This is a genomic window from Arthrobacter sp. 01N444, from assembly GCF_056399305.1.
Genome location: NZ_JBFTRB010000007.1, coordinates 1 through 24,183 on the forward strand (window position 1 = coordinate 1; position 24,183 = coordinate 24,183).

19 protein-coding genes and 1 rRNA gene are annotated in these 24,183 nt (G+C 67.5%); 8 read left to right on the plus strand and 12 right to left on the minus strand.

What is annotated here, in order from left to right; translation table 11 throughout:
* From rrf to AC1DKN_RS10200, 4 genes are all read left to right on the plus strand, one after another.
* Nucleotides 1-96, plus strand: a 5S ribosomal RNA gene (gene rrf, locus AC1DKN_RS10185); the annotation flags it as partial.
* A 303-nt stretch (nucleotides 97-399) separates the two neighbouring features.
* Nucleotides 400-1,878 (plus strand): CBM96 family carbohydrate-binding protein, encoded by a 1,479-nt coding sequence (locus AC1DKN_RS10190; RefSeq protein ID WP_476871192.1) that lies wholly within the window; start codon nucleotides 400-402, stop codon nucleotides 1,876-1,878.
* Between the two features lie 136 nt (nucleotides 1,879-2,014).
* Nucleotides 2,015-2,875 carry an SDR family NAD(P)-dependent oxidoreductase gene (locus tag AC1DKN_RS10195; RefSeq protein WP_476871193.1) on the plus strand — a complete coding sequence of 287 codons (861 nt, stop codon included), beginning with the start codon at nucleotides 2,015-2,017 and terminating at the stop codon, nucleotides 2,873-2,875.
* Nucleotides 2,876-2,969: 94 nt separating this feature from the next.
* Nucleotides 2,970-3,269, plus strand: coding sequence for an excalibur calcium-binding domain-containing protein (locus AC1DKN_RS10200; protein ID WP_476871194.1), 300 nt, complete (start codon nucleotides 2,970-2,972; stop codon nucleotides 3,267-3,269).
* A gap of 192 nt (nucleotides 3,270-3,461) precedes the next feature.
* Here AC1DKN_RS10200 and AC1DKN_RS10205 read toward each other — a convergent pair whose 3' ends face one another.
* From AC1DKN_RS10205 to AC1DKN_RS10230, 6 genes are all read right to left on the minus strand, one after another.
* Complete coding sequence (locus tag AC1DKN_RS10205; RefSeq protein WP_476871195.1) at nucleotides 3,462-5,279, minus strand: putative bifunctional diguanylate cyclase/phosphodiesterase; 1,818 nt, start codon at nucleotides 5,277-5,279, stop codon at nucleotides 3,462-3,464.
* 146 nt (nucleotides 5,280-5,425) lie between these two features.
* Nucleotides 5,426-7,561, minus strand: coding sequence for a putative bifunctional diguanylate cyclase/phosphodiesterase (locus tag AC1DKN_RS10210; protein WP_476871196.1), 2,136 nt, complete (start codon nucleotides 7,559-7,561; stop codon nucleotides 5,426-5,428).
* A gap of 103 nt (nucleotides 7,562-7,664) precedes the next feature.
* Nucleotides 7,665-9,938: a putative bifunctional diguanylate cyclase/phosphodiesterase gene (locus AC1DKN_RS10215; RefSeq protein WP_476871197.1), complete on the minus strand. Its 2,274-nt coding sequence runs from the start codon at nucleotides 9,936-9,938 to the stop codon at nucleotides 7,665-7,667.
* A 148-nt stretch (nucleotides 9,939-10,086) separates the two neighbouring features.
* Nucleotides 10,087-11,259, minus strand: coding sequence for a glycosyltransferase family 4 protein (locus AC1DKN_RS10220; protein ID WP_476871198.1), 1,173 nt, complete (start codon nucleotides 11,257-11,259; stop codon nucleotides 10,087-10,089).
* Between the two features lie 385 nt (nucleotides 11,260-11,644).
* A complete protein-coding gene (locus tag AC1DKN_RS10225; protein ID WP_143264731.1) occupies nucleotides 11,645-11,884 on the minus strand; it encodes a hypothetical protein in 240 nt (79 codons plus the stop codon).
* 66 nt (nucleotides 11,885-11,950) lie between these two features.
* Entirely contained in the window at nucleotides 11,951-13,387 is a 1,437-nt protein-coding gene (locus AC1DKN_RS10230) for a flotillin family protein (RefSeq protein WP_476859199.1), read from the minus strand.
* Nucleotides 13,388-13,743: 356 nt separating this feature from the next.
* Between AC1DKN_RS10230 and AC1DKN_RS10235 the strand changes: the two genes are divergently transcribed.
* Complete coding sequence (locus AC1DKN_RS10235) at nucleotides 13,744-15,240, plus strand: phenylacetate--CoA ligase family protein (protein ID WP_476871199.1); 1,497 nt, start codon at nucleotides 13,744-13,746, stop codon at nucleotides 15,238-15,240.
* 41 nt (nucleotides 15,241-15,281) lie between these two features.
* On the opposite strand, the gene AC1DKN_RS10240 is transcribed toward AC1DKN_RS10235, so the two are convergent.
* Both AC1DKN_RS10240 and AC1DKN_RS10245 read right to left on the minus strand, forming a co-directional pair.
* On the minus strand, nucleotides 15,282-16,217 hold the full coding sequence (locus AC1DKN_RS10240) for an HNH endonuclease (protein WP_476871200.1): 936 nt from the start codon (nucleotides 16,215-16,217) through the stop codon (nucleotides 15,282-15,284).
* Nucleotides 16,214-17,440, minus strand: coding sequence for a serine hydrolase domain-containing protein (locus AC1DKN_RS10245; protein WP_476871201.1), 1,227 nt, complete (start codon nucleotides 17,438-17,440; stop codon nucleotides 16,214-16,216). The genes AC1DKN_RS10240 and AC1DKN_RS10245 overlap by 4 nt, the downstream gene beginning before the upstream one ends.
* A 211-nt stretch (nucleotides 17,441-17,651) precedes the next feature.
* Between AC1DKN_RS10245 and AC1DKN_RS10250 the strand changes: the two genes are divergently transcribed.
* From AC1DKN_RS10250 to AC1DKN_RS10260, 3 genes are all read left to right on the plus strand, one after another.
* Entirely contained in the window at nucleotides 17,652-18,191 is a 540-nt protein-coding gene (locus AC1DKN_RS10250; RefSeq protein WP_476849152.1) for a GNAT family N-acetyltransferase, read from the plus strand.
* 54 nt (nucleotides 18,192-18,245) lie between these two features.
* On the plus strand, nucleotides 18,246-18,683 hold the full coding sequence (locus AC1DKN_RS10255) for a VOC family protein (protein ID WP_476871202.1): 438 nt from the start codon (nucleotides 18,246-18,248) through the stop codon (nucleotides 18,681-18,683).
* A 174-nt stretch (nucleotides 18,684-18,857) separates the two neighbouring features.
* Nucleotides 18,858-20,552 (plus strand): SulP family inorganic anion transporter, encoded by a 1,695-nt coding sequence (locus tag AC1DKN_RS10260; RefSeq protein ID WP_476871203.1) that lies wholly within the window; start codon nucleotides 18,858-18,860, stop codon nucleotides 20,550-20,552.
* Nucleotides 20,553-20,593: 41 nt separating this feature from the next.
* On the opposite strand, the gene fdxA is transcribed toward AC1DKN_RS10260, so the two are convergent.
* From fdxA to AC1DKN_RS10280, 4 genes are read right to left on the minus strand one after another with little or no spacing between them, the layout of a single operon-like run.
* Nucleotides 20,594-20,923 (minus strand): ferredoxin, encoded by a 330-nt coding sequence (gene fdxA / locus AC1DKN_RS10265; protein ID WP_028277294.1) that lies wholly within the window; start codon nucleotides 20,921-20,923, stop codon nucleotides 20,594-20,596.
* A gap of 6 nt (nucleotides 20,924-20,929) precedes the next feature.
* A complete protein-coding gene (locus AC1DKN_RS10270) occupies nucleotides 20,930-22,405 on the minus strand; it encodes an aldehyde dehydrogenase family protein (protein ID WP_476871204.1) in 1,476 nt (491 codons plus the stop codon).
* Nucleotides 22,406-22,461: 56 nt separating this feature from the next.
* A complete protein-coding gene (locus AC1DKN_RS10275) occupies nucleotides 22,462-23,250 on the minus strand; it encodes an SDR family oxidoreductase (protein WP_223915886.1) in 789 nt (262 codons plus the stop codon).
* The gene (locus tag AC1DKN_RS10280; RefSeq protein ID WP_476871205.1) at nucleotides 23,250-24,182 is read right to left on the minus strand and encodes a dihydrodipicolinate synthase family protein; all 933 of its coding nucleotides are present in this window, start codon (nucleotides 24,180-24,182) and stop codon (nucleotides 23,250-23,252) included. The genes AC1DKN_RS10275 and AC1DKN_RS10280 overlap by 1 nt, the downstream gene beginning before the upstream one ends.
* Nucleotide 24,183: the final 1 nt, after the last annotated feature.

The following is a 24,183-nucleotide window of genomic DNA, read 5'->3' on the forward strand; positions in this document are numbered from 1 at the left end:
AAAACGCCCGGTCCCATCCCGAACCCGGAAGCTAAGACCCACAGCGCCGATGGTACTGCACCCGGGAGGGTGTGGGAGAGTAGGTCACCGCCGGAACACCATTAACGGTCGAGGACCCCCACCACCAGGTGGGGGTCCTCCCGCATTTAACCCAAAAAGCGCCTGGTGAATCAAGGCGTTCAGTTCTGGCATATGCCTAAGAACCATGGAAAACCTTGGGAATTCCCCTAACCGGTGGAACCTTGGGAATACCTTTAGATGGCCAGCTATTTTGGTCATGCGCATTGAGGGGCAGGATTTGACCGGCTAGGGTTTGAATTCCTACGGACCACTAAGGCGCAGGGTGCGTCGACCGGACCTTATAGGAGTCCCGCGATGCGCGTAGATCCTGGATTCGCCTTGGGCAAGAAGGCAACTAAGGGGCATCGGTTTGCCCGGTCCTTTGTGGGGCGCCGAGGGATTTCCCTGGCGTCAGTTGTCTTCCTGGTGACTGCCACAATTTCCCTTATTGCCGGCCCCGCAGAAGCCGCCACTTTGACCTTTTCTACCACGGCTGATGCCGTGGTGAAGCGTGACAGTCCCACTATCAATTTCCGCACGGCGACGGGCCTCAAGGCTGATAATTCGCCGGTCGAAATGATCTTCCTCAAGCTCACGGTCACCGGCACCGCCGGCAGTACCGTGACCGGCGCCAAGCTCCGGCTGTTCGCTACGGATCCATCCAACTCGGGCGGCCAAGTCCGACGGGTCCTCAATAACTCTTGGAGTGAGAACACGATCACCTTCAACAACGCACCCGTTGCGGAAACGCCGATTGTGGCTTCGCGCGGCGCTGTTGCCGATAACACCTTTGTGGAGTTCGATCTCTTCAGCGCGATTAAGGGTGACGGGACGTATTCGTTCCGCATCAGCAACACATCCTCTGACGGCGTCATTTACAGTTCCAAGGAAACTTCCGTCACCACGCAACGGCCCCGACTGACCGTCACCACGAACGCGACGCCGCCGCCACCTCCTCCGCCGCCCCCGCCGCCGCCGCCGCCCCCCGGCGACAACCCGTGCGGCACGGCGACCGCCCCGCCGGCAAAGTACGACCACGTCATGTGGGTGCTTTTTGAGAACAAGACCTATTCCCAGGTCATCGGGAACGCCAGCGCGCCGTACATGAGTACAAAGGCCACCCAGTGCGCCTCGGTGACCACCTGGAGTGACGCCGGCACGGGACTGCCCTCATTGCCGAGCTATCTGGCCATGACCTCCGGTAGCACACAAGGAGTCACTTCTGATTCGAACCCCGCGGGCCTGCCGCCTATTACGGCCGACAATATCTTCCGGCAGGTGCGTACGTCCGGCCAGTCCTATAAGAGCTATATGGAGGACATGCCGTCGAATTGCCGGCTGAGCGCGTCCGGCCTGTATGCCGAGCGGCACAACCCCGAAATCTACTACCAAGGGACGGGGGACAGGGCGGCATGCGCTGTCAACAATGTGCCCCTGGGCACGGTGAGCGCCGGGCAGCTGGCGGGCGACCTCGCCAACAACACTCTGCCGAATTTCTCCGTGGTGGTGCCGAACGTTTGCAATGACATGCATGACTGCAGCGTCGCGACGGGCGACACCTGGCTCTCGCAATGGCTGCCGGTCATCTTGAACAGCCAAAGCTACCGGGCGGGACGCACGGCGATATTCGTGCTCTTTGACGAAGATACTCCGGTGCCCAATTTCGTGGTGGCACCATCCGTGGTCCCGGGCACCGTTATCCAGGGCAACTACAGTCACTACTCGCTGCTCCGGACCACCGAAGAAATGCTGGCCATCGGCCTGAAGTTGCAGAACGCCGGCACGGCCCTGAGTTTCCGGTCGCCGCTGCGCATCTAGGCGCTGCGGGGGATTCCCAGCAGAGTCTCGGAAAGCTCCCGGCTCCGGCGGAACGAACTCCCAGTTGCACTCGTTAGAATTCGACGGGGCTGGATTCCAAAAGACCAGCCCATCGCTTCGTTCTAAGGACACCTCAATGCCCGAGCGCACTATCGTCATCACCGGAGCCAGCGACGGCATCGGCGCGTCCGCCGCGCGGACCTTCGCCCGGCAGGGGGAACGTGTGGTCGTCGTCGGGCGTTCCGCGCAAAAGACCGAGGCGATCGCGAACGAAATCGGCGCGGAATTCTTTGTCAGCGACTTCGCCGACCTTGCCCAGGTGCGGACCCTGGCCACGCAGCTGAAGGAAAAGTACCCGCGGATCGACGTCCTGGCGAACAACGCCGGCGGCATCATGGGTCCCCGTGAGCTCACCGTGGACGGCCACGAGAAAACCTTCCAGGTCAACCACCTGGCCCCGTTCCTGCTCACCACCGAGCTGATCGAGGTGCTGACCGCCAGCCAGGCCACCGTCATCAACACCTCAAGCGTCGCGAATTCGCTCTTCGCCAAGTTCGACATCGACGACCTCGACGCGGCCAAGAGCTACTCCACCAACCGCGCCTACGGCAACGCCAAACTCGCCAACATCCTCTTCACCGCCGAACTCCACAACCGCTACAACACCGAGGGGATCTCGACGGCGGCGTTCCACCCCGGCGGCGTGGCCACCAACTTCGCGGCCGACTCCACGAGCCCCATGCGCCTGGCCTACAAGTCCTTCCTCAAGCGCTTCATGCTGACCCCTGACCAGGGCGCGGACACCCTTGTGTGGCTCGCCAACGCCACCCCTGGCCACGACTGGATCTCCGGCGCTTACTACGCCAAGCGGACGCTCTCGAAGGCCAACAGGCAGGCCTACGACGCGGGCCTGGCCAAGGCCCTGTGGCAGCGCAGCGAAACGATGGTGGCCCAAGACCTCGACAAGCTGGACCAGGGCCCGGATCACGGCGCCTGAGCCTGACCGGAAACGCCGAATTCGTGGGTTAGCATTTTCCTGCCCCTCGCCGATCCGCGGCCGAGGGCTTCTACCTGGGGGAGTGCTCTTAAACGTGCGCCTGAAGAAATTGCTTATCGCGTCCTTGGCGGGTACCGCCGTCGTCCTGAGCGCCACGGCCGTGCCGGCAACCGCCGCGCCGGCGCCGAAGTCGTACAAGAACTGCACGGAGCTCAACAAGGTGTACCCGCACGGCGTCGGCCGCAAGGGTGCGCGCGACAAGACGACCGGAAAACCGGTCACCACGTTCCGCGTCGACAACACCCTGTACAGCTACAACGACGGCGGTGCGCGTCACTGGGGCGAATACGACCTCGACCGCGACAACGACGGCATTGCCTGCGAAAAGCGCTAGGGCCGGGAGCCTGCCGGGACTCTGATACCTGGGGCAGGCCCGGACGATCCAACGAAGTGCCACGAACGGCCGCTAAGCCATGAGGCTTAGCGGCCGTTTGCGTCCAATGGCGGAGTGTGGCGGAGTATGGCGGCGATAACGCGACCCGCCCCGACGGCCAGCGGCCGGCCTGACGTCAGCCGGCCCGCCTGCCTACCGCGCGGCGTCGACCTTGTCCAGGGCGTTCAGGGCACTCTCCATGGTCCCGGCCAGGTGGCTGGCGGGGGCCGGCTTGGCGAACAGGTAGCCCTGCAGGGAGTCGCAGCCGCGGTCCATCAGGTATTTGGCCTGCGCGGGCGTCTCGATGCCTTCCGCCGTGACTTTCAGGCCGAGGGCATGCGCTGCGCTGATCATGGTGGCGAAGAACGGGAGCTGTTCCTGGCCGGTCTTGATCATGGCCACGAAGGAGCGGTCGATCTTGACCTTGTCCAGGGGCAGTTCCTGGAGCCGGCCGAGCGTGGAATACCCGGTGCCGAAGTCGTCCATGGCAATCCGGACGCCGGCGCCGCGCAGCTGCCGCAGCTGGCCCAGCACGTCCGAGGAAGCGTCGAAGAACACGCTCTCCGTCAGCTCAAGCGTGAGCTGGCGCGGGTCAACGCCCGTGGACGCCGCAATCGCCAGCACGTCCGCGGCGAAGTCCCGGTGCTGGAACTGCAGGCCCGAGACGTTCACGGCGACGCTGTAGGCAGGATCGCCGGCCAGCCAGGGCCGGATCTCGGCGCAGGCACGGCGCAGGACCTCGTCGCCGATCTCGCGGATCAGGCCGCTCTGCTCCGCGACGGGCAGGAACTGGTTCGGCGGCACCAGCCGTCCGTGCCGTTCCCACCGCGCGAACGCCTCGAACTGCACCACCGAACCGATGCCGGGAGAGACCACGGGCTGGTAGTGCACCGAGATCTGGCCCAGTTCGACGGCGCGCCGCAGCCCGGAATCGCCGTCGGCCTTGTGGGCCGCGGTGTTCAGCATCTCCGGCCGGAACCGCATCCAGTTGTTCTTCCCGGCAGCCTTTGCGGCGGTCATGGCGGCGTCGGCCTGCCGCAGCAGTTCCGCGCCGTCCAGCGTCTGCCCCGACTTTGACGCCAGGCCCATGCTGACGCCGGGCCGGACCATGGAGCCGCCGACGCGCAGGGGGGCGTAGAGGGACTCGGCGATCCGCTTGGCCACCGCGTCCGCGTTGAGGCATTCGGTGAGCAGCACCGCGAACTCGTCGCCGCCGAGCCGGGCCACCGTGTCATGCGGGCGTACGCAGTTGCGCAGCCTGGATGCCACCTCCACCAGCAGTTCATCGGCCGCGGAGCGTCCCAGCACGTCATTGAGGTGCTTGAAGTCATCGAGGTTCAGCAGCAGGATGTCCACCGGATCCGGGCGGCGCAGGGCCGCGGCGAGCCGCTCGTTGAAGAGGGGGCCGTTGGGCAGCGCCGTCAAGGGGTCGCGGAGCGAGCCCGCCTTGAGTTCGTCGTCGTGCTCGGCAAACGCCGCAGGAGCGGCAGCCGCTGGACCTCCGGAAAGTGAAGCTCCCGCTGCACCGGAAGTACGACGGCGGGCAAAGTCGCCGCTGAGGGTGCGCCCGGCGCTGCCGGCGCCCGGGTTCCGCCCTGCGGTGCCGCGGATCGAGAGGGCCACGGACGTTCCGGCGTCGGCTGCTCCGGCCGCAGCGGGGACCAGCGAGCACGTGATTTCAAGGGGGAGTACCGTGCCGTCGGCGCGGCGGCCCGAGCCGGCGAACGGGGAGCCGGGGGACGGGGAGCCTGGGCGTGCGGCCTTGGCCAGCCCGGCCAGGACTCCGTGGAATTCCTCCCGCGAGGCCTCGGCCAGGAGCATGCTGTGGTCCGCGCCGAGCAGCTGCGCCCGGGGGTAGCCGAAGAGCCGTTCCGCGGCCGCATTGAGGAAGGAAATGGCTCCGTCCTCGGCGACCAGCAAAAGTGCGTCCGGGCTGTACTCCAGCAGTTGTTGTGCGAAACCAGCTTCCACGATGTCTAACAGCCCCCCGGCGATGAATACGGATAGCGGGCACCTTGCGGAGAGCAGGCGCACTGCGCTGACTGAATCATATGCGGTGCGGGCTCCCCGGACGGGATGGCCATCATGCCGCAATCAAATGTGTCGAACGGCCCCTGCTACCCGGGCAGCGGCACGCCCTCGAGGTCGGCGATGGCCGCCGCCGAGTTCCGGACCGCGCGGTGCCTGGCCGCCCCGGGTTCCGGGCGGGAGAAGAGGAAGCCCTGCAGGGCATCGCAGCCGTGGTCCATGAGATAGCGTGCCTGGGCCGGTGTCTCGATGCCCTCGGCCGTGACCTTCAGCCCCAGGCTCCGGGCCATGTGGATCATGGAGGTGAGGATGGGCAGCTTTTCGACGCCGGTCTGCAGCATGGACACGAAGGACTTGTCGATCTTCACCACGTCCACCGGCAGGTCCTGCAGGCGGCCCAGCGAGGAATAGCCGGTCCCGAAGTCGTCCAGGGCCACCCGGATGCCGGCCTCACGAAGGGTCTCGAGCTGGCCGATCACGTGGGAATGGGCGTCGAAGAACACGCTCTCGGTCACCTCCAGGACCAGCTGGCGCGGGTCCACGCCGCTCCACGCCGCAATGTCCAGGACGCGCTCGGCGAAGTCCCGGTGCTGCAGCTGCACGCCGGAGACGTTTACGGCCACGCTCCGGAACGGGTCCTCCCCGAGCCACGGGGCGAGCTCGGTGCAGCTGCGCCTGAGCACCTCGGCCCCGATTTCCCGGATCAGGCCGCTGCGTTCGGCGGTCTCGATGAACTCGTCCGGCGGAATCAGCTCGCCGTCCCACTCCCAGCGGGCCAGGGCCTCGAACTGCACCACCTCGAGCCTGTCACTGGAGATGACGGGCTGGTAGTGCACGGTGATCTGCCCCAGTTCCACCGCCCGCCGCAGCCCGGCCGTGAGCTGGGTGCGCTCCAGCAGCGCGGCCAGCATCTCGGGCCGGAAGTGCACATAGCAGTTCTTCCCGGCCTCCTTGGCCGCGTACATGGCCAGGTCCGCCTGCCGGAGCAGTTCCGACGACGTCTCGGTGCCGGCGTCGCGCGATGCCACGCCCAGACTGAGGCCGGGCCGCATGAGCGTTCCCTCGATGGAGACGGGGGCGTTCAGGGTGCTGACCACGCGCTGGGCCACGGTGTCGGCGTCCCGGCAGCCGACCAGCAGGACCACGAACTCGTCCCCGCCCAGCCGGGCGACGGTGCCGTGCGGACCCACGCAGTTCTGGAGCCGGCGCGAAATCTCGACCAGCATCTCGTCTCCGGCATGATGTCCCAGGACGTCGTTGACTTCCTTGAAGTCGTCCAGGTCCAGGAGCAGCACGTGTACCGGTTCCGGGGTCAGCAGTGCCGCGGCGGCCCGTTCGTTGAAGAGCATCCGGTTGGCCAGCCCGGTAAGCGGGTCCTGAAACGCGAGCTCCTTGAGCTTGCCCGCCTGCTCGGCCAGTTCGTCCATGGCGCGGCGGGCCTGGTCCTGGGCGCGCCGGCGTGGGGTGATGTCCCGGAAGTTCCAGATCCGTCCCACGATCGCGTCCGCCACCTTCTGCGGGCGCGAGTACAGCTCCACGGTGCGGCCGTCGGCGAACTCGAGGATGTCATGGCTCTGCATCAGGTTGTCCGCGTAGAGCGCTGCAACCTTTTGCAGGAAGGAGTCGGAATCCACCAGCTGGTCCGCGATGAACCGCACCAGCGCATCGGGGTCCTCGGCCGCGATCAGTTCCGGCGGCATGCCCCACAGCAACAGAAACTGGTCGTTGATCCCGGTAATTTGGCCTTCGCTGGAGAGCACGACGATACCGTCCGACGTCGATTCCAGCGTGGCGTCCACGAGGGAGAGGGCCAGCCGGCGGCCGGAATCGGGGTCGTTGCGGTGCTCGGCGTCGCGGACGGCTACCGCCATGGCCGTGCCGCCGTCGACGCTCACCAGCGAGCATGTGATCTCCAGCGCGAGGTCCGAACCGTCGCGGTGCAGTCCGGCGGCCGCGAACGGGCGGCTTCCGGCCGGGCTTTTGCGTCCCAGCCGGCCGAAGACCCGCAGGAAGCCGCTGTGGGCTTCCTCCGAGAGCAGGATGGTGTGCTGAACGCCGAGGAGTTCCTCGCGGGGGTATCCGAACAGCCGTTCCGCGGCCGAATTCACGAAGGCGATGGTCCCGTCTGCGGTCAGCAGCAGGAACGCATCAGGACCCTGCTCCAGCAGGTCTTCACCAAATCCAGTTCCCACGACGATACCGGCCCCCAAGCGACGGAAGTTCATAGAGCGATGATGTTCCCGGCCGAGGGCCCGGAGCATTGCGTTTCACTGAATCATAGGGTCCTTCGGCCCCGTGTCCAGCACCTCGGCCATGGAACTTTGCGGGTCACCGGTTGCCGGGCACCCGATCGCCCCGCAGCGCGGCGATGGCCAGGGCCGCCCGGTCCAGCGCGGGCTGGAGCGTGGCCTCCGGCTGGGGGCCTGAAAACAGGAAACCCTGCAGGGAATCGCAGTGCAGGCTCATCAGGTAGCGGGCCTGGGCGGCCGTTTCCACGCCCTCCGCGGTGACGGTCAGCCCCAGTCCGTGGGCCATCCCGATCATGGCGTTCAGGATGGGCAACTGCTCGGTGCCGGTGTTGATCATGGACACAAACGACTGGTCGATCTTCAGCGTGTCCACGGGCAGGCCCTGCAGGCGTCCCAGGGAGGAGAAGCCGGTGCCGAAGTCGTCCAGCGCCACTTGGGCGCCGGCCGCACGCAGGGTCATGAGCTGCTGGATGACGTGGCAGTCGTCTTCGAAGAAGACGCTCTCCGTGACCTCCAGGATCAGCTGGCGCGGGTCCACGCCACAGGATTCCGTCACGGCCATGACCAGCTCGGCGAAGTCCCCGTGCTGCAGCTGGACACCGGAGACGTTCACGGCCAGGGACCGGGTGGAGTCCTCGTCCAGCCAGGGCTTGAGCTCCGTGCAGCCGCGAAGCAGCACCTCGGTGCCGATCTCGACAATGAGGCCGCTGCGTTCCGCCGCCGGAATGAAATGCTTGGGCGGAACGAGCGCGCCATCGCGCACCCAGCGGGCCAGGGCCTCGACCTTAGTCACGGTCCCGCTGCCGGCGGAGACGATCGGCTGGTAGTGGACGGCGATCTGTCCGCTGTCCACGGCGCGCCGCAGGCCGGCCTCGAGGTCGTTGCGGTCCACGAGGGCCTTCATCATCTCCGGCTTGAAGCGCATGTACCGGTTCTTCCCGGCAGTCTTCGCCGCGTACATCGCGACGTCGGCACGGCGCAGGAGCTCGGAGGCGTCCACAGCGGACTCGCCGATCGAGGCGAGCCCCAGGCTGAGGCTGGGCCGCAGCATGGTGCCGTCGATCCACACCGGGACGCGCAGCGAGTCGACGATCCGGGCGGCGACCGCCTCGGGCTCCAGCGAGTCGAGCAGGAGCACCACGAACTCGTCGCCGCCCAGCCGGGCCACGATGTCGCTCGGGCGCACGCACGCGCGCAGGCGCCGGCCGACCTCAATGAGCATCTGATCCCCGGCGTGGTGGCCCAGGATGTCGTTGACTTCCTTGAAGTCGTCCAGGTCAAGGAGCAGGACGTCGACGGCGCCGCCGTGCTGGTCCGCCAGCGCGCTTGCGAGGCGGTCGTTGAACAGTTGGCGGTTGGACAGTCCGGTCAATCCGTCCCGGAACGCCAGCGCCGTCAGCTGCGCGGACTGTGCGGCGAGGTCGGCCATGGCCCGGGTGATCCGGTCCTGGGCCACCTTGGCCGCGGTCACATCCCGGAAGCTCCACACGCGTCCGACCACCTGGTCCGCGACTTTCTGCGGGCGGGAATAGCGTTCAAAAGTCCGGCCGTCGCGGAATTCCAGGATGTCGTGGCTTTCCGCCGCGGGGTCGGCGTAGAGGGCCTCGACCTTCTCGACGAACTGGGCCGGATCCTGCAACTGGTCCAGGACGAAGGCCATGACCGCCTCGTCCTCCCCGGTGGCCAGCATCTCCCGAGGGATGCCCCACATGGTGACGAACTGATTGTTGACACCGGCGATCTCGCCGTCGCTGCTGACCACCAGGATGCCGTCGGCGGTGGATTCGAGCGTCGCGCTCAGCAGCGACATGGCCTCGCGGAGGCTGTCATCGTTCTCCGGCCGGTGCGAGGTGTCCCGGACCGCGGCGATCATGCTCGCGGTCCCTTTACCCGTCCCGTCTCGGGCGCCTGTACCGGTGAAGAAAATAGATCCGGCCACCTCGGCCTGGAACTCCGTACCGTCCCGCCGCACCCCGTAAGCCTCCACGGGGGCAGTGTCAGTGTCAGTTTCGGCGGCAGCGGCGTCGCCGTCGGGGTGGGCGCCGCGGCGGAGGTTGAAGAACAGCCGCTCGAGGCCGTTCCGGAACCCCTCGGCCAGGAGCATGCGGTGGTCCGAGCCCACGAGTTCCTCGCGAACGTACCCGAACATGCGCTCCGCGGCGGTGTTGACCATCCTGATGGTCCCGTCCTCGGCCACCACCAGCAGGGCGTCGGGGCTGGATTCCACCAGGTCCCCGTAGCCCGGGACCGCGGCGGATACTTCCTGGGGGACTGTCGTTGGGACTGTGCCGGGGGCTTCCTCCGGGTACGACGACGCCGTCACCCGGCTACCGCCGTGCGAACCTGAGACCACCAACGAGACATTTAGAACCCTCCCATCGGGAAATCATAGGCGCCGGAAGCCTCCCTTGGGTGTCAAGAGGGTGTCAACACGTGGGCGGGGCCGAATCCGTGCCCGCGGCGGAGGACTTACCGCCCAGTTGCGCTATCACCTAGGGTGCTTAAAACCCCGGTTTGGCAGCCCTAAGTGACAGGGCAACGTGGGGGGAGCGGCCCACTTGGGACTCTCGAATCACGGCCTTGTAGTGGCCAACGAGTTCGGCGCCGAGCACGGACCACGTCCGGCCCTGGACCGAGGCGTGCGCGGCCGCGGCGAACGCTCGGCGCTTGGCGTCGTCGCCCATCAGGTCCATCACCCGGGCACGGAACCCGGCGAGGTCGCCGGGCTCGTACAGCCAGCCGGTCCGCGAGTTCTCCACGAGGTCCAGCGGGCCGCCGCGGCCCGTGGCCACCACCGGCACCCCGGACGCCATGGCCTCCTGGATGGTCTGGCAAAATGTCTCGAACTCGCCGGGATGGACGAAGAGATCAAAGGAGGCCACGGCCCGGGCGAGGTGGTCGCCGCCGAGGAAACCGGTGAATACCGCCTGCGGCAGGGCAGCTTCCAGGGCGGGCCGCTGGGGCCCGTCGCCGATGATCACCAGCCGGGTCCCGGGAACATCCGCCAGCACCGCCAGATCCTCCACCTGCTTCTCGGCCGCCAGCCGGCCCACGTAGCCGATGAGGCGCTCGCCGCCGGGCGCCACGGCAGCCCGCCAGCCGGCGTCGCGCTTCCCGGGGTTGAACCGCTGCGTGTCCACGCCGCGCCGCCACATGTCCACGCGCGGAATGCCGCGGCCGCGGAGCTGGTTGAGCGCGAACGTGGAAGGGACCAGGGTGCGCGAGGCCAGCAGATGGATCTGGTCCACCCGGTTCCAGGCCCAGTTCTCCAGGAAGGGGACGCCGTAGCGGCGCGCATAGCCGGGCACCTCGGTCTGGTAGATGGCGACCGTGGGGATGCCGAGCTGGTGGGCGGCCTGCGCTGCCCGCCAGCCGAGCACGAACGGGGACGCGAGGTGCACGACGTCGGGCGCGTAGTCGGCAAGGATTCGCTTGACCCGATACACACCGCCCATCGCCAGCCGCAGATTCGCGTAGCCGGCCAGCGGGACCGAGGGGAGCCGGAGGACGTGGGCGCCATAGACCTCGTCCGGTACATCCGTGTCCTGCGTGGACGGTGCGATCACCAGCACCTCGTCCCCGCGCTCGTGCAGATGCTCCAGCACGCGCAGGATGGAGTGGGTGACCCCGTTCATGAGCGGCAGGAATGATTCGGCGACGATTGCGATCCTCACCCCTCCACGGTGCGGGCGGCGGTTTGCGGTGCGGGGGAGCGGGCGTTGCCGGGAGGGGAAGAGTGGGTTAACAGGTGGGCGAACTCAGGAGGGAACGCCACAGGGCGCGCGGAAAGGCGGGCGGTTGCAGGGAACTAGTCGGGCGCCCTCAAGTGGGCGCACTCCAGTGCGGCCATGCGTCCACGGCGCAAACCCTACGAAGCAGCGGTGCCGGATGGCATGACGAAAGTCGAGCTACAGCGGGTCGGGCCAGTTGCCGACCGGGAAGCGGGCACGGATGCCGGAAACCGGACCGCAACGCGCACGCTTGTTGCCTTCCATCAGAAATACCTCCAGAGGCTACGGAACTTCAGAATACTCCCGTCGCCTCTTACCGTCCAGAGGGTCAATCGGCCTTGAGGACATCCGGAAGTTCGTCCACAAACACCGTCTGCGGCGGTTCAAAATAGATGACCAGGACCTGCTCGCCCACGGCGAAAACGCTGGTCTTATCGAAGGGGTGCGCGTGGAACGCACTGGTTCCGCCGCGCACCGGCAGCATGACCTCTCCGATGGTGCCCGGGCCGATCCGTCCGGTGACGCGGCCGATCTTTCCGGTCAGGCTCCGGTCAACATCCTTATGCATCAGAACCCCAGTACATCAGAATCCCAGTACATCAGGTCCTCCGGCTCTCCGCGCGCATTCCCGCCCCTACGCCTCAGGCGCCTTCGCCGGCCGTTTGCCGCCATCCCGGGTGTTTTTGAGGGCCGTGGAGAGCGCCGGGAGGTAGTCGCCCACCTGTGCCAAAATCCCGCCGATCATCCGGTTGACCCCTTCGCCGCCGTTGAGAACGGTCATCTGGCCGACGTGCGCGAACGGCTCGGCCGCCGCCGCCACGATCGCCGGCATGTTCTCGGCGAGCTGCTGGGAGATGACGGCGTCCTGGTTGGTGCCCAGTGCTTCGGCGCGGGCCTTGATGCCATCTGCCTCTGCCAGCGCCTTGGCTTTGATGGCGGAGGCGGCGGCATCGCCGCGGGCCTTCGTGGCGGCGGCCTCGGCCTCACCGGTGACCTTGGTGGCCCCGGCCGCGGCTGCTGCCGCCGTCGCGTTCGCCTGGGCCTGCACCTCGGTCCGCCGGGCGTTGGCCTGGGCCTCGAGCTCGGTGCGCCGGGCCAGCGCCTCGGCAGCGCTGATGTCCGCGGATTTCTGGCCTTCCGCGTCGGTGCGCTTGGCGTAGGCCCTCGCGTCGGCGGGCTTGCGGACGGTGGTCTGCAGTTTTTGTTCCTCCCGGTCGGCCTCGAGCTTGGCCACCTCGGTTTCCTGGACCACCACCTGCTGGCGCGCCGTGGCGTCGGCCAGTGGCCCGGCCTGGGCCGCGTTCGCCTTGGCGCGCTCGGCATTGGCCTGCGCCTCGGACTGCCGGATGGCGGACAAGCTCCGGGCATCGGCAATCAAGGCCTCGGCCTCCGCTTCCTTTTCCGCCGCCTCGCGGTTCCGGGTGGCCTCCGCGATGCGGGCCTCCATTTTGACCATGGCAATGTGCGGCTTGGCGATGTTCTGGATGTAGCCCGTGGGGTCCTGGAGGTCCTTGATCTGCAGCGAGTCGACGACGAGGCCCAGCTTCTCCATTTCCACGCCGCTGGCGCTGCGGACCTGGGAGGCCAGCTTGTCGCGCTCGCGGATGATTTCCTCGACCGTCATGCTGCCGATGATCGAACGCAGGTGGCCTTCGAAGACGTTGTACACCTGGCTTTCCATCTTGGGCTGCTGGCCCAGGAACCGGCGCGCGGCGTTGGCAATGAACGGCGGGGCATCGCCGATCTTGTAGATGACCACGCCGTCGACAATCACCTGGATGCCCTGAGAGGTCACACAGGAGACCTTGAGTTCGGTTTCGTTCAGCGTCAGGGACAGCGGCCGCACCGTCTGCAGGCCCGGCAGCACCAGGGCCCCCTTGCCGGTGACGATCTTAAAGTCCATCCCCTCACGGGTTTCCAGCGTGCCGCGCGTCAACCCGGAGATGATGAGGGCCTCGTTCGGTTCCGCCACTTTCCACATCAGTTTTGTCGCCACCCAGATGACGCCGACGACGGCGACCGCCCCCAGAATGATCGAAATGAGCGGATACAAAAATGACAAGTCCGGCATAACCAGGTCCTTTCACGGCGGTGGAAAAGAAATTAAGCAAAGCCCCAAACGATGCTGCTGGTAGTCCCCGGCCGGCCTGGAGGCAGGAATTCCCACGCCGCCCAGCCAGCTGTTGTACACAGTCTGTGGTGCTTCCGGCCGGGAGTCCAGCAATTCGACGATGTCCGGGCATACGCCCAAGTCCCGCCGGTGCCTAAAGCCCCTGTTGGGAGCCTCCACCGCCGTGCCAGCGTGGAAGAGGGTGCGGGCGTTGAAGGGCGGACGAGCGCGCCTGCCTGAGTGAGCGGGGAACGGCGGACGACAGGGGTACCGGACCCGTGAAGGGGTGATGGGTGATGCGCGGCTCTCCTCTTGGGATGACACGGACGGCCGGGATCGCGTGGGACATCTGGCGGGCGGGGAGGGCAAACCAGGATGAGGTCGCCCGCCGGCAGCGCGACCGGCTCGCCGCGCTGGTTGAGTGCGCACGGTCCTCCTCGCCCTTCTTCCGCAGGCTGTACCGGGACGTCCCGGACGTGGTCCCGGACGTGGTCCCGGACCGGGCCAAGGATCTGGGCAGGTATTTAGGGGAGCTGCCTCCGGTGGGCAAGCGCGAGCTCATGGAGAACTTCGATGACTGGGTGACCGATCCCCACATCACGCTCGCCGGGCTGAAGCAAGACCTGCTCGATGACCCGTCGCGGATCGGCGGCCTCTACCGCGGACAGTACCTCGTGGTGACGACGTCGGGGTCCACTGGTGAACCCGCGGTCCTGGTCCATGACCGGACCTCGCAGCTGGTGGCCATTCTCCTGGGCCCGATCCGCGAACGGCGGACCCTGATGGCGGCCAAGGAGGCGCGGGCTTTCCTGCACCGGGGACTGCGGGCCGCGGCGCTGATCGCGGACGGGGACCACTTTGCCGGCGTCGTGCTGACCGAATCCGCGCGGCGGCGCAGCCCCCGCATCGCCCGCCGGGTGCGCGTATTCTCCGTGCTCCGGCCGCTCCCGGACCTCGTGGCGGACCTCAACGACTTCCAGCCGACAGTGCTTTACGGGTATCCGAGCGCCATGGTGCAACTGGCCGCCGAACAGAAAGCGGGACGGCTACGGATTCATCCGCTCCTGGCGGTCGCGTCCGGAGAGAGCCTGGCAGCCCACGCAGCGGCCGAGATCGAGGCGGCCCTCGGCTGCCGGGTCACTGAGCGATACCTTGCCTCGGAGGCGCTCGCCCTGACCAGCCGCTGCCGGCAAGGGCTGCTGCACGTCAACGCGGACTGGAACATCGTGGAACCGGTGGACGACGCCTTCCGGCCCGTCCCGCCCGGCGAACTCTCCCACACGGTGCTGGTCACCAACCTGGCCAACCGGGTCCAGCCACTCATCCGGTACAACCTGGGCGACCGGGTGCAGCTGGCTGCCGGCCCGTGCGCCTGCGGCAGCCCGTTTCCCACGCTGCGGGTCGAGGGCCGCAGCGGCGGCGTGCTGAGCTTCGCTGCCGCCGACAAGGCAACGTTGGACGGCACAAGGTTGGACGGTCCAGGGTTGGACGGTGCAGTGCCGGACGGGGCAGTGGTGGACGGTGCAGGGTTGGACGGGAATGTGGTCACCGTGCTGCCGTTGGCGCTGGGCACGGTGATCGAGGAGACCGCCGGCGTCCGCCGGTTCCAGGCGATCCGCACCGGGCCGCGCTCGCTCACCGTGCGGCTCGAGCTCTGGCCGGATGCCGCGACGACGGCCGTGCGGACGGCGGTGGGGGAGCGCCTGGGTGCGTTCTTCGCGGCCCAGGGCGCCGCCGGCGTCGACGTCCGCTTTAGCGATGAGCCGCCCCGGCCGGACCGGAGCGGCAAGTTCCGCGAGGTGTGGTCCGCCTGAGCCGGCTGCTGCTGCCCCTGCTGTTAGGGCTGTTAGGGCTGTTAGTGCTGTTCCAGGATCCGCCGGGCGTCCTGCTGGGCCTGGAGCTGCTCCGGGGTCACGGACTGTCCGGTCAGGAACCCGGCGGCTGCCATGATCCGGCGCAGCTCCGCGACGCTGCGCGGGGTCCGTACCCCGTGGTGCGCCATGGCATGGCAGTTGGCGCAGAGCGGGACGAGGTCTGTGATGGGGTCCAGTTCATACCCGCTGCCCAGCTGTGACACCGGGACCAGGTGGTGGACCGGGATGAAGTCCTTGCCGATCTCGCCGTAGGCGATTTCAAACGAGAATCCGCACGCGGCGCAGCTGGTCCCGTGGTGGGCGACGCAGACCCGCCGGGCGTCTGGACTGTGTTCGTACTTGTTTACTTCGACCCGGGTGACCGCCGCCGCCGGGATGGTGCCGGGCACGGGCTGGGTGGGGTCCGCCGGTACCGGGCCAAACTCACCCCAGAGGCCGCGGAGCAGGGGCTCGACGGCGGGGTCGACGGTCAGCGCGGGGCCGTGAAGGGCTTCCCAGTCGATGCCGGGCACGGCCTCGGCGAGGACCCCGGTCGGGATCTGGTCGCCGGCAGGCAGGAGGGCGTCGAAGTCCACGTGGATGTAGAGCGGGGGTGCGCCTTGTGCGCCGGCCTGTGCGCCGGGCGGCGAGTCGGCCGGTACGCCGGTCCGGGCGGCGCTCGCGGAGTCCGGTGCCTGGACGCGGGGAGCCGGCCGTTCCGCGACGATGATGCCGTGGCCGATCAGGCCGCGTCCGTGGCGGCCCTGTAGCACCAGCCACGCGTCCGTGCCGGCCGCGTTGCCGGCTCCGCTGTCGAGAGAGGTCCCGACGTCCCAGCTGGCCAGGTGCCGGCCGGCTTCGGCGACCTCTTCCAGCACGGCCGGGTAGGTCCAATCGTTCCATTCGTCGGGGTCCCAGACGAGGATGATTGCTGTCATCTGCCAATTGTCGCAGTGCCCGGACTGCCTGCGGCATTGTTGAGCGGCCCGGTCGGCCCGGTCATGCACGTGGCGTTGAGGGTGTCCTCCGCGATGGACTCCATTTGGTGCAGAATGTGGGTGTCCCCGCGTGGGAGCGGTTCCGGCGGGTAGGCCACGGCCATGGTGAGCTGCCGGGTTCCGTCCGCGCTGGTCATGGTGATGGTGCCGTAGCCGGGCACGTCGCCGGGATGGCCGTAGTAGAAGTCGTTGGTGCACAGATCGTTCCAGCGGACCACGCCGAGTCCGTACCTGGCGTAGAGCGGGCTCTCCATTTGCGTGATCGTCGCCGGCTTGAGCAGCTTGTTCTGCAGCAGCGCGCGGTAGAACGTATTCACGTCCGCCACGGAGGACACCATGCCGCCCGCGGCGTTGTCGATCTGGGCGGCCGGATAGGTGACGTCCAGTTGTTTGCGGTCCAGCGCGATGTAGCCGTGGATCATGGACGACGGCGCCGGCCCGGCCGCCGTCATCAAGGTTTCACTCAAACCCAGCGGCTCGATGATGTCGGTGCTGATCACCTCGCCGATCCGCCGGCCGCTGAGGCGCTCGACGATCAGTGCCAGGGCAATGTAATTCGAGTTGGAGTATTCAAATCCCTGGGCCAGCTTCGCCTGCCAGGAGATCCGCCCCGCCATGGCCAGTAGATCCGCCAGGCTCACCTTGGTGGTCAGGGCTTCGCGCACTGTGGCCGGATCGAACAACGGCCCGTCCACCGACGGCATGCCGGAGCGGTGCTGCAGCAGCTGGCGGACCGTGACCGGTCCCGGCGGGTGCATCACCTTGTTGAACTCCGGCAGGTAGGTGCTGACCGGCGCGTCCAGTTCCAGCCGGCCCTCCTCGGCCAGTTTGAGCACGCAGACGGCCACCATGGACTTGGTGACCCCGCCGATGTGCACCGGGTCCGTTATCTCGGCCCGGGACGGGCTGTTCAGGTTTCGGACCCCGTAGGCCGCGGACCACTCGTCCCCGCCCACGCGGACCTGGATGAGGACGGCCGGGGCGCCCTCGTCGAGCAATCTCCTGCCGAACTGTTCGAGCACGGCCCGGTAGCCGGAATCGGGCGGCGCCGGCGCCGGCGGTTTCGGCCCGGGGACGCAGCCGCCGAGGGCGGCTGTAAGCACGACGGCGAGGATTGCGGCCGTGAACCGGCGGGATTTTTCGCGGATCCAGACCATCGGCATGAGGGTCCTTCTTGCAGGTCGGGAGTGCAGTCAGGGCAGGAAAACGCCCCCAGCCAGGCACAGTCCTAATGCTTGTGATGGTCCTCAGGCAGACATCAGTCGACCAGAGCCATAAGTCACGGGTATGGATTCGACGTTGCTTGCGACATTCCGAGATCGCGGGCAACCGGCGCAGCGGGCTCAAAGCCTTCGATCATCCATAATTATCGCTGTGGACCATGCGCGAGTACCTCGGATCGAGGTCGTCTTCGAAACGGATCGGCTGCTGCTGCGGCCATGGCGGGTGTCTGATGCCGCCGTCCTGCGCGAGCTGTGGACCGAGCGCGATCCTCGCGTCCCTCCGCATCGTCGCATCAGTCCCGATGGTCACCCCACGCTGGAAGATATCGAGGACCGGATCCGTCGTGATAGCCGACACCCCTTCCCTGGGTTGCTGGCCGCAGAGCAAAAGAGTTCGGGGCAGGTCATCGGCTACTGCGGGCTGATTCCCAACGAGCACGGACGGGCTGGAGAGCCAGAACTCGCGTTCGAGTTCCTCCGCGAAGTCTGGCGCCAGGGGTTTGCGACCGAGGCCTCGTGGACCGTCCTCCAGCGGGCGCAGGCGTCGGGCTACCGACGCCTGTGGGCTACAGTCCGTGACTGGAACACAGCGTCACGCCGTGTGCTGGCCAAACTCGGATTTGTCGAAACCGGGCAAGTAGAACCTGACGAAATCCACGGCGATTCTCTCTTCACTACGAAGACACTCTGACCATAATCCGGCCCGGCACTGGAGCAAGTCGGTCCGTCTTGGTAGCTTCAACGCATGGCCATCAAACTTGAAAACGTCGGTATTGCGGTTCGTGACCTCGAAGCAACAATCGCCTTTTTCACCGACCTCGGTCTCACCGTCGTCGGCCGTGATACCGTCAGCGGCGAGTGGACCGACACTGCCGTCGGACTTGATGGCAACCACGCCAAGATTGCGATGCTCCAGACCCCGGACGGTCATGGTCGACTTGAGCTCTTCGAGTACATCCATCCTAAAGCGATCGAGTCGAACCCAACCCGTCCCAACGACATCGGCATGCACCGCGTGGCCTTCTCGGTTGACGACATCGACAAGGCCCTTGAGGTAGCTGCGAAGCACGGATGCCGTCCGCTACGCGGTGTGGCGACCTACGGTGACGTCTACAAACTCACCTACCTCCGAGGTCCCAGCGGAATCCTCGTGATGCTCGCCGAGAAACTGAAAAAAGACTGACACCCGGATCGGCCCGATTAGCCTGTGAATCGCGGCCATGCGATCGAGCTGATTGGCGGCCCATCCGGGTCAGTATTCACCAGAGTCAAACCGGCAGCTCACAGTTATCTGCGCAAGGCTGGGGTCGCCCGATGATGGATGGCGAGCAGGGGCGTGATGGGACATGATCAGAAGATGCGCCGATCCGGAAGGACTGCATTCTGGGCGGTCCCGCCGGCCCTGCGTGGCTACAGGATCGAGTGGCTGCGCCACGACTTGGTGGCGGGCGCCGCGCTCTTCGCGATCTTGGTCCCAGCTGGCATGGCGTACGCCCAGGCCGCCGGCCTTCCACCGGTGACCGGCCTGTACGCGACGGTAGTGCCCCTGCTTGTCTACGCGGCAGTCGGGCCATCGCGTGTGCTGGTGCTGGGCCCGGATTCCGCACTCGCTCCGATGATCGTGGCAGCATTGATTCCCTTGGCCGCGGATAACGAGCAGAAATCCGTGGCCCTGGCCGGTCTCCTCGCCATACTGATTGGCGGCATCTTGCTGCTCGGCTCAGTGCTGAGGTTGGGAATCGTCACTGGACTGCTGTCGAAGCCCATCCGGCTCGGCTATCTCAACGGCATCGCCTTGCTGGTGGCCGTGTCCCAGCTTCCCACCCTCCTGGGGATCTCCGTGGAAGGCGGTACACCCTGGGAAAAACTCATCGCCGCCGTGCCGAAGGTGCTTGCCGGCGAGACCAATTTGACGGCGCTACTGCTCGGCTTGGTCTCGCTGGCGCTCATCTGGGTTCCCCGCCGGCTGAAATGGAAGGTTCCGGGCGTGCTCATTGCGGTGGTTGTGTCCTGCATCGCCGTGGCCGTGCTGGGACTCCAAGAGCGTTTGACGGTCACAGGTGCCCTCCCGCAGGGGCTCCCTGCACCGGCCCTGGGCGGAATTGGCTGGGCCGACGTCCTGACACTGTTGCCCGCCGCCGCCGCGATCGCCCTCATCGTCTTCGTTGATACCGGTACCCTGGCACAATCCCTGGCGGCCGCAGAGGACGGCAGGGTATCCGGCAACCACGAAATGGCAGCCTTGGGCGCGGCGAACGCTGCCACCGGGCTGCTCGGTGGCTTCCCGGTGTCGGCCAGCACGTCCCGCACGCCGGTGGCAGTCGAGTCCGGGGCGAAATCCCAGCTCACGGGGGCCGTAGGCGCCGTCCTGGTGCTCGGCTTCATGCTTGTGGCGCCTGGCGTCACCGAGTTCCTGCCGGCCACAACCCTTGCAGCCATTGTCATCGCCGCAGCCGCCGCAATAGCCGACCCGGCCGGTGTGCGACGGCTCATCGGCATGAGCCGCAGTGAATCGTTGGTGATGCTCGCGGCCTTCCTGGGGGTGACCATACTGGGCGTCCTCCCGGGCATCGCCGTTGCCATCGGCTTGGCAATTCTGGACTTCCTACGGCAGGCCTGGGACCCCTACCGTGCTGAACTGGTGGACGTGCCCGGGGTTCCGGGGTACCACGACGTGAGCCGTCATCCGGAAGGGGAACGCATCCCCGGCCTGTTGATCCTGCGCTTCGACGCACCGCTGTTCTTCGGCAACGGCGCCTTGTTGGGGTCCTTCGTGCGCAACGAACTGGACCAGGCGGGGGACGGCATAGAACGCGTGGTGCTGGCGGCAGAACCAGTGACGGGAATCGACACGACTGCACTGGACGAGTTGGTGCAGCTTGACGAATGGCTGGACCGGCACGGCGTGGACCTGGTGTTCGCCGAGCTCAAAGACCCGGTCAAAGACAGATTGTTGCAGTACGGCATGGGCGCCCGCTTCTCTCCCGAACATTTCTACCCAACAGTGAGCGAAGCAGTGAGGGCGTTCCAACGGGAGAAAAGGGAGGGGTAGGGAACGGTTGTCCCCGGTCATCAGCCAGTTCAGTCACGGGCTCAGCCGACGGCGCGTGCGCCTAGAGGCGCACGCGCCACCACCGGGTGGTCGCGGTGCAGGTTTCCGAGGGCTGAGGCGCCCTGCGGCGACCCCAGCTCCTCGAAGAACTCCACGTTGGCGCGCACGTAGTCGGCCCACTCGTCCGGGACATCGTCCGAGTAGTAGATCGCCTCGACCGGGCAGACGGGATCGCAGGCGCCGCAGTCCACGCATTCGGACGGGTGGATGTAGAGCGAGCGTTCACCCTCATAGATGCAGTCCACCGGGCATTCGTCGATGCAGGCCTTGTCCTTGACGTCCACACAGGGCTGGGCGATCACGTACGTCATGGCTGGCTACACTCCCGTGTAGACGGTCTTGCCCCACGTGAAGAAGTCCAGTGCGGACTTCCCCTGCTCGCGGAACGTGTTGGTGGAGGAGTCCTTGACGCCGCCGAACGGCACGTTCAGGTCCAGGCCCGCCGTCGGACGGTTGACCTTGATGACGCCGGCCTGGGCGCGGGCGGCGAAGTCCGTGGAGAACGCCAGGGAGTCGGTGCAGATCCCGGCGGTCAGGCCGTAGCGGGAGTCGTTGATCGCGGCGAGCCCGGCCTCGTAGTCCGGGACCTCGAGGACGGCCACGACGGGTCCGAAGATCTCTTCGGTCACGGCGGCGTCGTCGAAGGGCAGGTCCGTGAGGATGGCGGCCGGGAAGAGGAACCCGGCGTCCGTGCCGCCGTCGTACTCGCCGTGCAGCAGCGTGGCGCCGCGTTCGACGGCGGTGCGCACCGCGGCCTGGTTCTGTTCCAACTGCTGGCTGCTCACCACGGCGCCCATCCTTGCGGCCTCGAGGCCGTCGCCGGCGGTGTACTGCGCGGCTTCCTCGGTGAGGGCCGCCAGGAATTCCTCGCGGATGCCGGGCGTCACGTAGACGCGGGACGTGGCGGTGCAGGCCTGGCCGGTGAGGCCGAACGCGCCGGCCGCCACCACCTGGGCAGCCTTGCGGGGATCGGCGTCGTCCAGGACCAGCACGCCGTTCTTGCCGCCCATTTCCAGCTGGACCCGGGCGCGGCGGGCGTTGAGGATCTCCTGCAGCCCGAGCCCGACGTTGGTGGAGCCGGTGAAGGACAACCCGGCGATGCGGGGATCGCGGGCCAGGGCGTCGCCCACCACGCGGCCCTTGCCGTGGACCACGTTGAACACGCCGGCGGGCAGCCCGGCGTCCTGCAGGGCGCGGGCCAGGTGCGTGGCGGAGAGCGGGGTGAGCTCGGCCGGCTTGATGACCACGGCGTTGCCGCTGATCAATGCAGGGGCGGACTTCCAGGCCGGGATGGCGATGGGGAAGTTCCACGGCGTGATGAGCCCGACGACGCCGAGAGCCTCGCGGCGGGTGGTGATGGTGGTGTCCGGCAGGCCGCTGGGCAGCACCTCGCCGGTGGCGGCCCAGCCGAGGGAACCGAAGAAACGCAGCACGTCGGAGGCGCGCTTGACCTCGCCCTTGGCCTCGGCGAGGGTCTTGCCCTCTTCACGGACGAGGTCCTCGGCGATGGCGGTCTGGCGCTCCAGGAGCAGGTTGCCGGCGGCCATCAGGATCGCGCCGCGCGACGGGGCGGGCAGTGCTGCCCAGGCTGGCTGCGCGGCGGCGGCGGCTGTGATGGCGGCGTCGACGTCGGCTGCGGTGCCGCTGGGGGAGAGGGCGGCGAGCTCGCCCGGGCGGGCCGGGTTCATCCGCTCGGTGTCCGCCCCGCCGAGCCATTCGCCGTTGATCAGGTGCCGGGCGGTGAGGAGGTCCCGGGCTGTTGCGGTTGAGGTGTCTGTGTCGGTGGAAGTCATGGTGTTCCTTCGTGAGAGTCGGAGCAGGGTGTGTGCTGAGCGTTCAGCGCTTGTGGCTAGAGCCCGCGGATCAGGCCGCCGTCGCAGCGCAGTGCCACGCCGGTGATGTAGGAGGCCGGGGCGCTGCAGAGGAACGCCGCGGCGGCGCCGAATTCCTCGGGTTCGCCGTAGCGGCGGGCGGGGATGGTCTTGCGGGATTCGAGCTGGATTTCCTCGGGCGTGGTGCCGCGCCGTTTGGCGGCGGCCTGGTCGAGTTCCGCGACCCGGTCCGTGGCGATGCGTCCGGGAAGGAGCATGTTGACCGTGACGGCGTCCAGGGCGACCTCGGCGGCGAGGGTCTTGAGGTAGCCGGCCAGCGCCGCGCGGCCGGTGTTGGACACGGCCAGGTTCGGCAGTGGTGCCACGACGCCGCTCGACCCGACGGCCAGGATCCGGCCCCAGCGCCGTTCCCGCATGCCCGGCAGGATGTGCGAGACCAGGGCGTGGTGCGGTTTGACGAGTTGTTCGAACGCCGCGGCGATGTCGTCCGCGCCGAGCGTGGCGGCCGCGCCGGGCTTCGGCCCGGGACCGTTGAGGACCAGGATGTCGATGGGCCCGAGTTCCGCGACTGTCTGTTCGACGGCTGCGGCCACGCCTTCGGCGGTGCTGAGGTCCGCTTCGATGGCGACGGCGCCCGGTCCGTAGGCGTCCGTCAGTTCGGCCACGATCTCCTTGGCGCGGACTTCGCGCCGGCCGGTGATGGCCACCCGGACGCCTTCGGCGGCGAGGGCCCGGGCGATGGCGAGGCCCAGGCCGCCGGTCGAGGCGGCCACAAAGGCGGTCTTTCCGCTGATTCCGAAATCCATCAGTTCCTCCCCGCCGTGGTCAGCACGGCGGCCGGGTTCTGGCCGAGGGCCTCGGCGGCCTCGGCCAGGTGCGTGCGCAGCCCGGTCCGGAGAACCTCCGGGAACGCCGCGGCCGGTGCCCGGACGCCGGCGTCGGCAATGAGTCCGCGCTGGTGCAGGCATTCCTTGCGGATCGCCAGCGCGATTTTCGCCTGCTGCTCGAAGTTGATCAGCGGCAGGTAGGGCAGCAGGGCATCGCGGGCGGCCTCGTAGCCGTCTTTCTGCCAGGCCTGCACGCAGGCGATGAGCGCTTCCGGGTAGGAGAAACCGGTCATCGCCCCCGCGGCGCCGGCCATGAGCTCGTCCAGCAGCCCCTGGCCGCCGAGGCCGCCGAAGACCGAGACGTCGAGGGCTGCGGTCAGGTGCCCGATCGCCACGGACGTGGGCGGGGCCTCGGCCTTGACCGCGGTGACGAAGCCGCAGGCCTGCACCACCGAAATGAGCGCCTCGGTGCTGATGTGGATGCCGCTGGCCAGCGGGTAGTCCTGCAGCACCACGTTGGCGCCGGTGGAGTGGTGGATGGCGTTCAGGTGCGCGATGACCACCCCGGGGGTGGCGGAGTTGGCCTGGACCATGACGGCCGACAGCCGGTCCCCGGTGGCGGCCTGGATGGAACGGATTTCATCGACGGCCGTGCCGGTGAAGAGGGAAGTCACTCCCACCACGAGGGGCAGGCGCGTTTCCTCCATGACCACTTCCAGGACCAGGCTGCGCTCGGCCGCCGTCAGGGCCGCGGCCTCGCCGAACACGCCCAGGACCGTGAGTCCCGTGGCGCCGATCGACTCGTAGTAGCTCACGAGCCCGGCCAGGCTGTCCGTGTCGACATCCAGGGTGCTGCCCTGGAACGGTGTGGCGACGACGCCCCACACGCCGGGTGTCAGTGACTCCCGCATT

Bases quoted from the DNA above. Each gene is read 5' to 3' on its own strand.
- AC1DKN_RS10195 (WP_476871193.1), top strand. From the start codon at position 2,015: ATGCCCGAGCGCACTATCGTCATCACCGGAGCCAGCGACGGCATCGGC.
- AC1DKN_RS10210 (WP_476871196.1), bottom strand. From the start codon at position 7,561: ATGAACTTCCGTCGCTTGGGGGCCGGTATCGTCGTGGGAACTGGATTT.
- AC1DKN_RS10225 (WP_143264731.1), bottom strand. From the start codon at position 11,884: ATGCATAAGGATGTTGACCGGAGCCTGACCGGAAAGATCGGCCGCGTC.
- AC1DKN_RS10230 (WP_476859199.1), bottom strand. From the start codon at position 13,387: ATGCCGGACTTGTCATTTTTGTATCCGCTCATTTCGATCATTCTGGGG.
- AC1DKN_RS10235 (WP_476871199.1), top strand. From the start codon at position 13,744: ATGACACGGACGGCCGGGATCGCGTGGGACATCTGGCGGGCGGGGAGG.
- AC1DKN_RS10240 (WP_476871200.1), bottom strand. From the start codon at position 16,217: ATGACAGCAATCATCCTCGTCTGGGACCCCGACGAATGGAACGATTGG.
- AC1DKN_RS10245 (WP_476871201.1), bottom strand. From the start codon at position 17,440: ATGCCGATGGTCTGGATCCGCGAAAAATCCCGCCGGTTCACGGCCGCA.
- AC1DKN_RS10255 (WP_476871202.1), top strand. From the start codon at position 18,246: ATGGCCATCAAACTTGAAAACGTCGGTATTGCGGTTCGTGACCTCGAA.
- AC1DKN_RS10260 (WP_476871203.1), top strand. From the start codon at position 18,858: ATGCGCCGATCCGGAAGGACTGCATTCTGGGCGGTCCCGCCGGCCCTG.
- fdxA (WP_028277294.1), bottom strand. From the start codon at position 20,923: ATGACGTACGTGATCGCCCAGCCCTGTGTGGACGTCAAGGACAAGGCC.
- AC1DKN_RS10270 (WP_476871204.1), bottom strand. From the start codon at position 22,405: ATGACTTCCACCGACACAGACACCTCAACCGCAACAGCCCGGGACCTC.
- AC1DKN_RS10275 (WP_223915886.1), bottom strand. From the start codon at position 23,250: ATGGATTTCGGAATCAGCGGAAAGACCGCCTTTGTGGCCGCCTCGACC.
- AC1DKN_RS10280 (WP_476871205.1), bottom strand. From the start codon at position 24,182: ATGCGGGAGTCACTGACACCCGGCGTGTGGGGCGTCGTCGCCACACCG.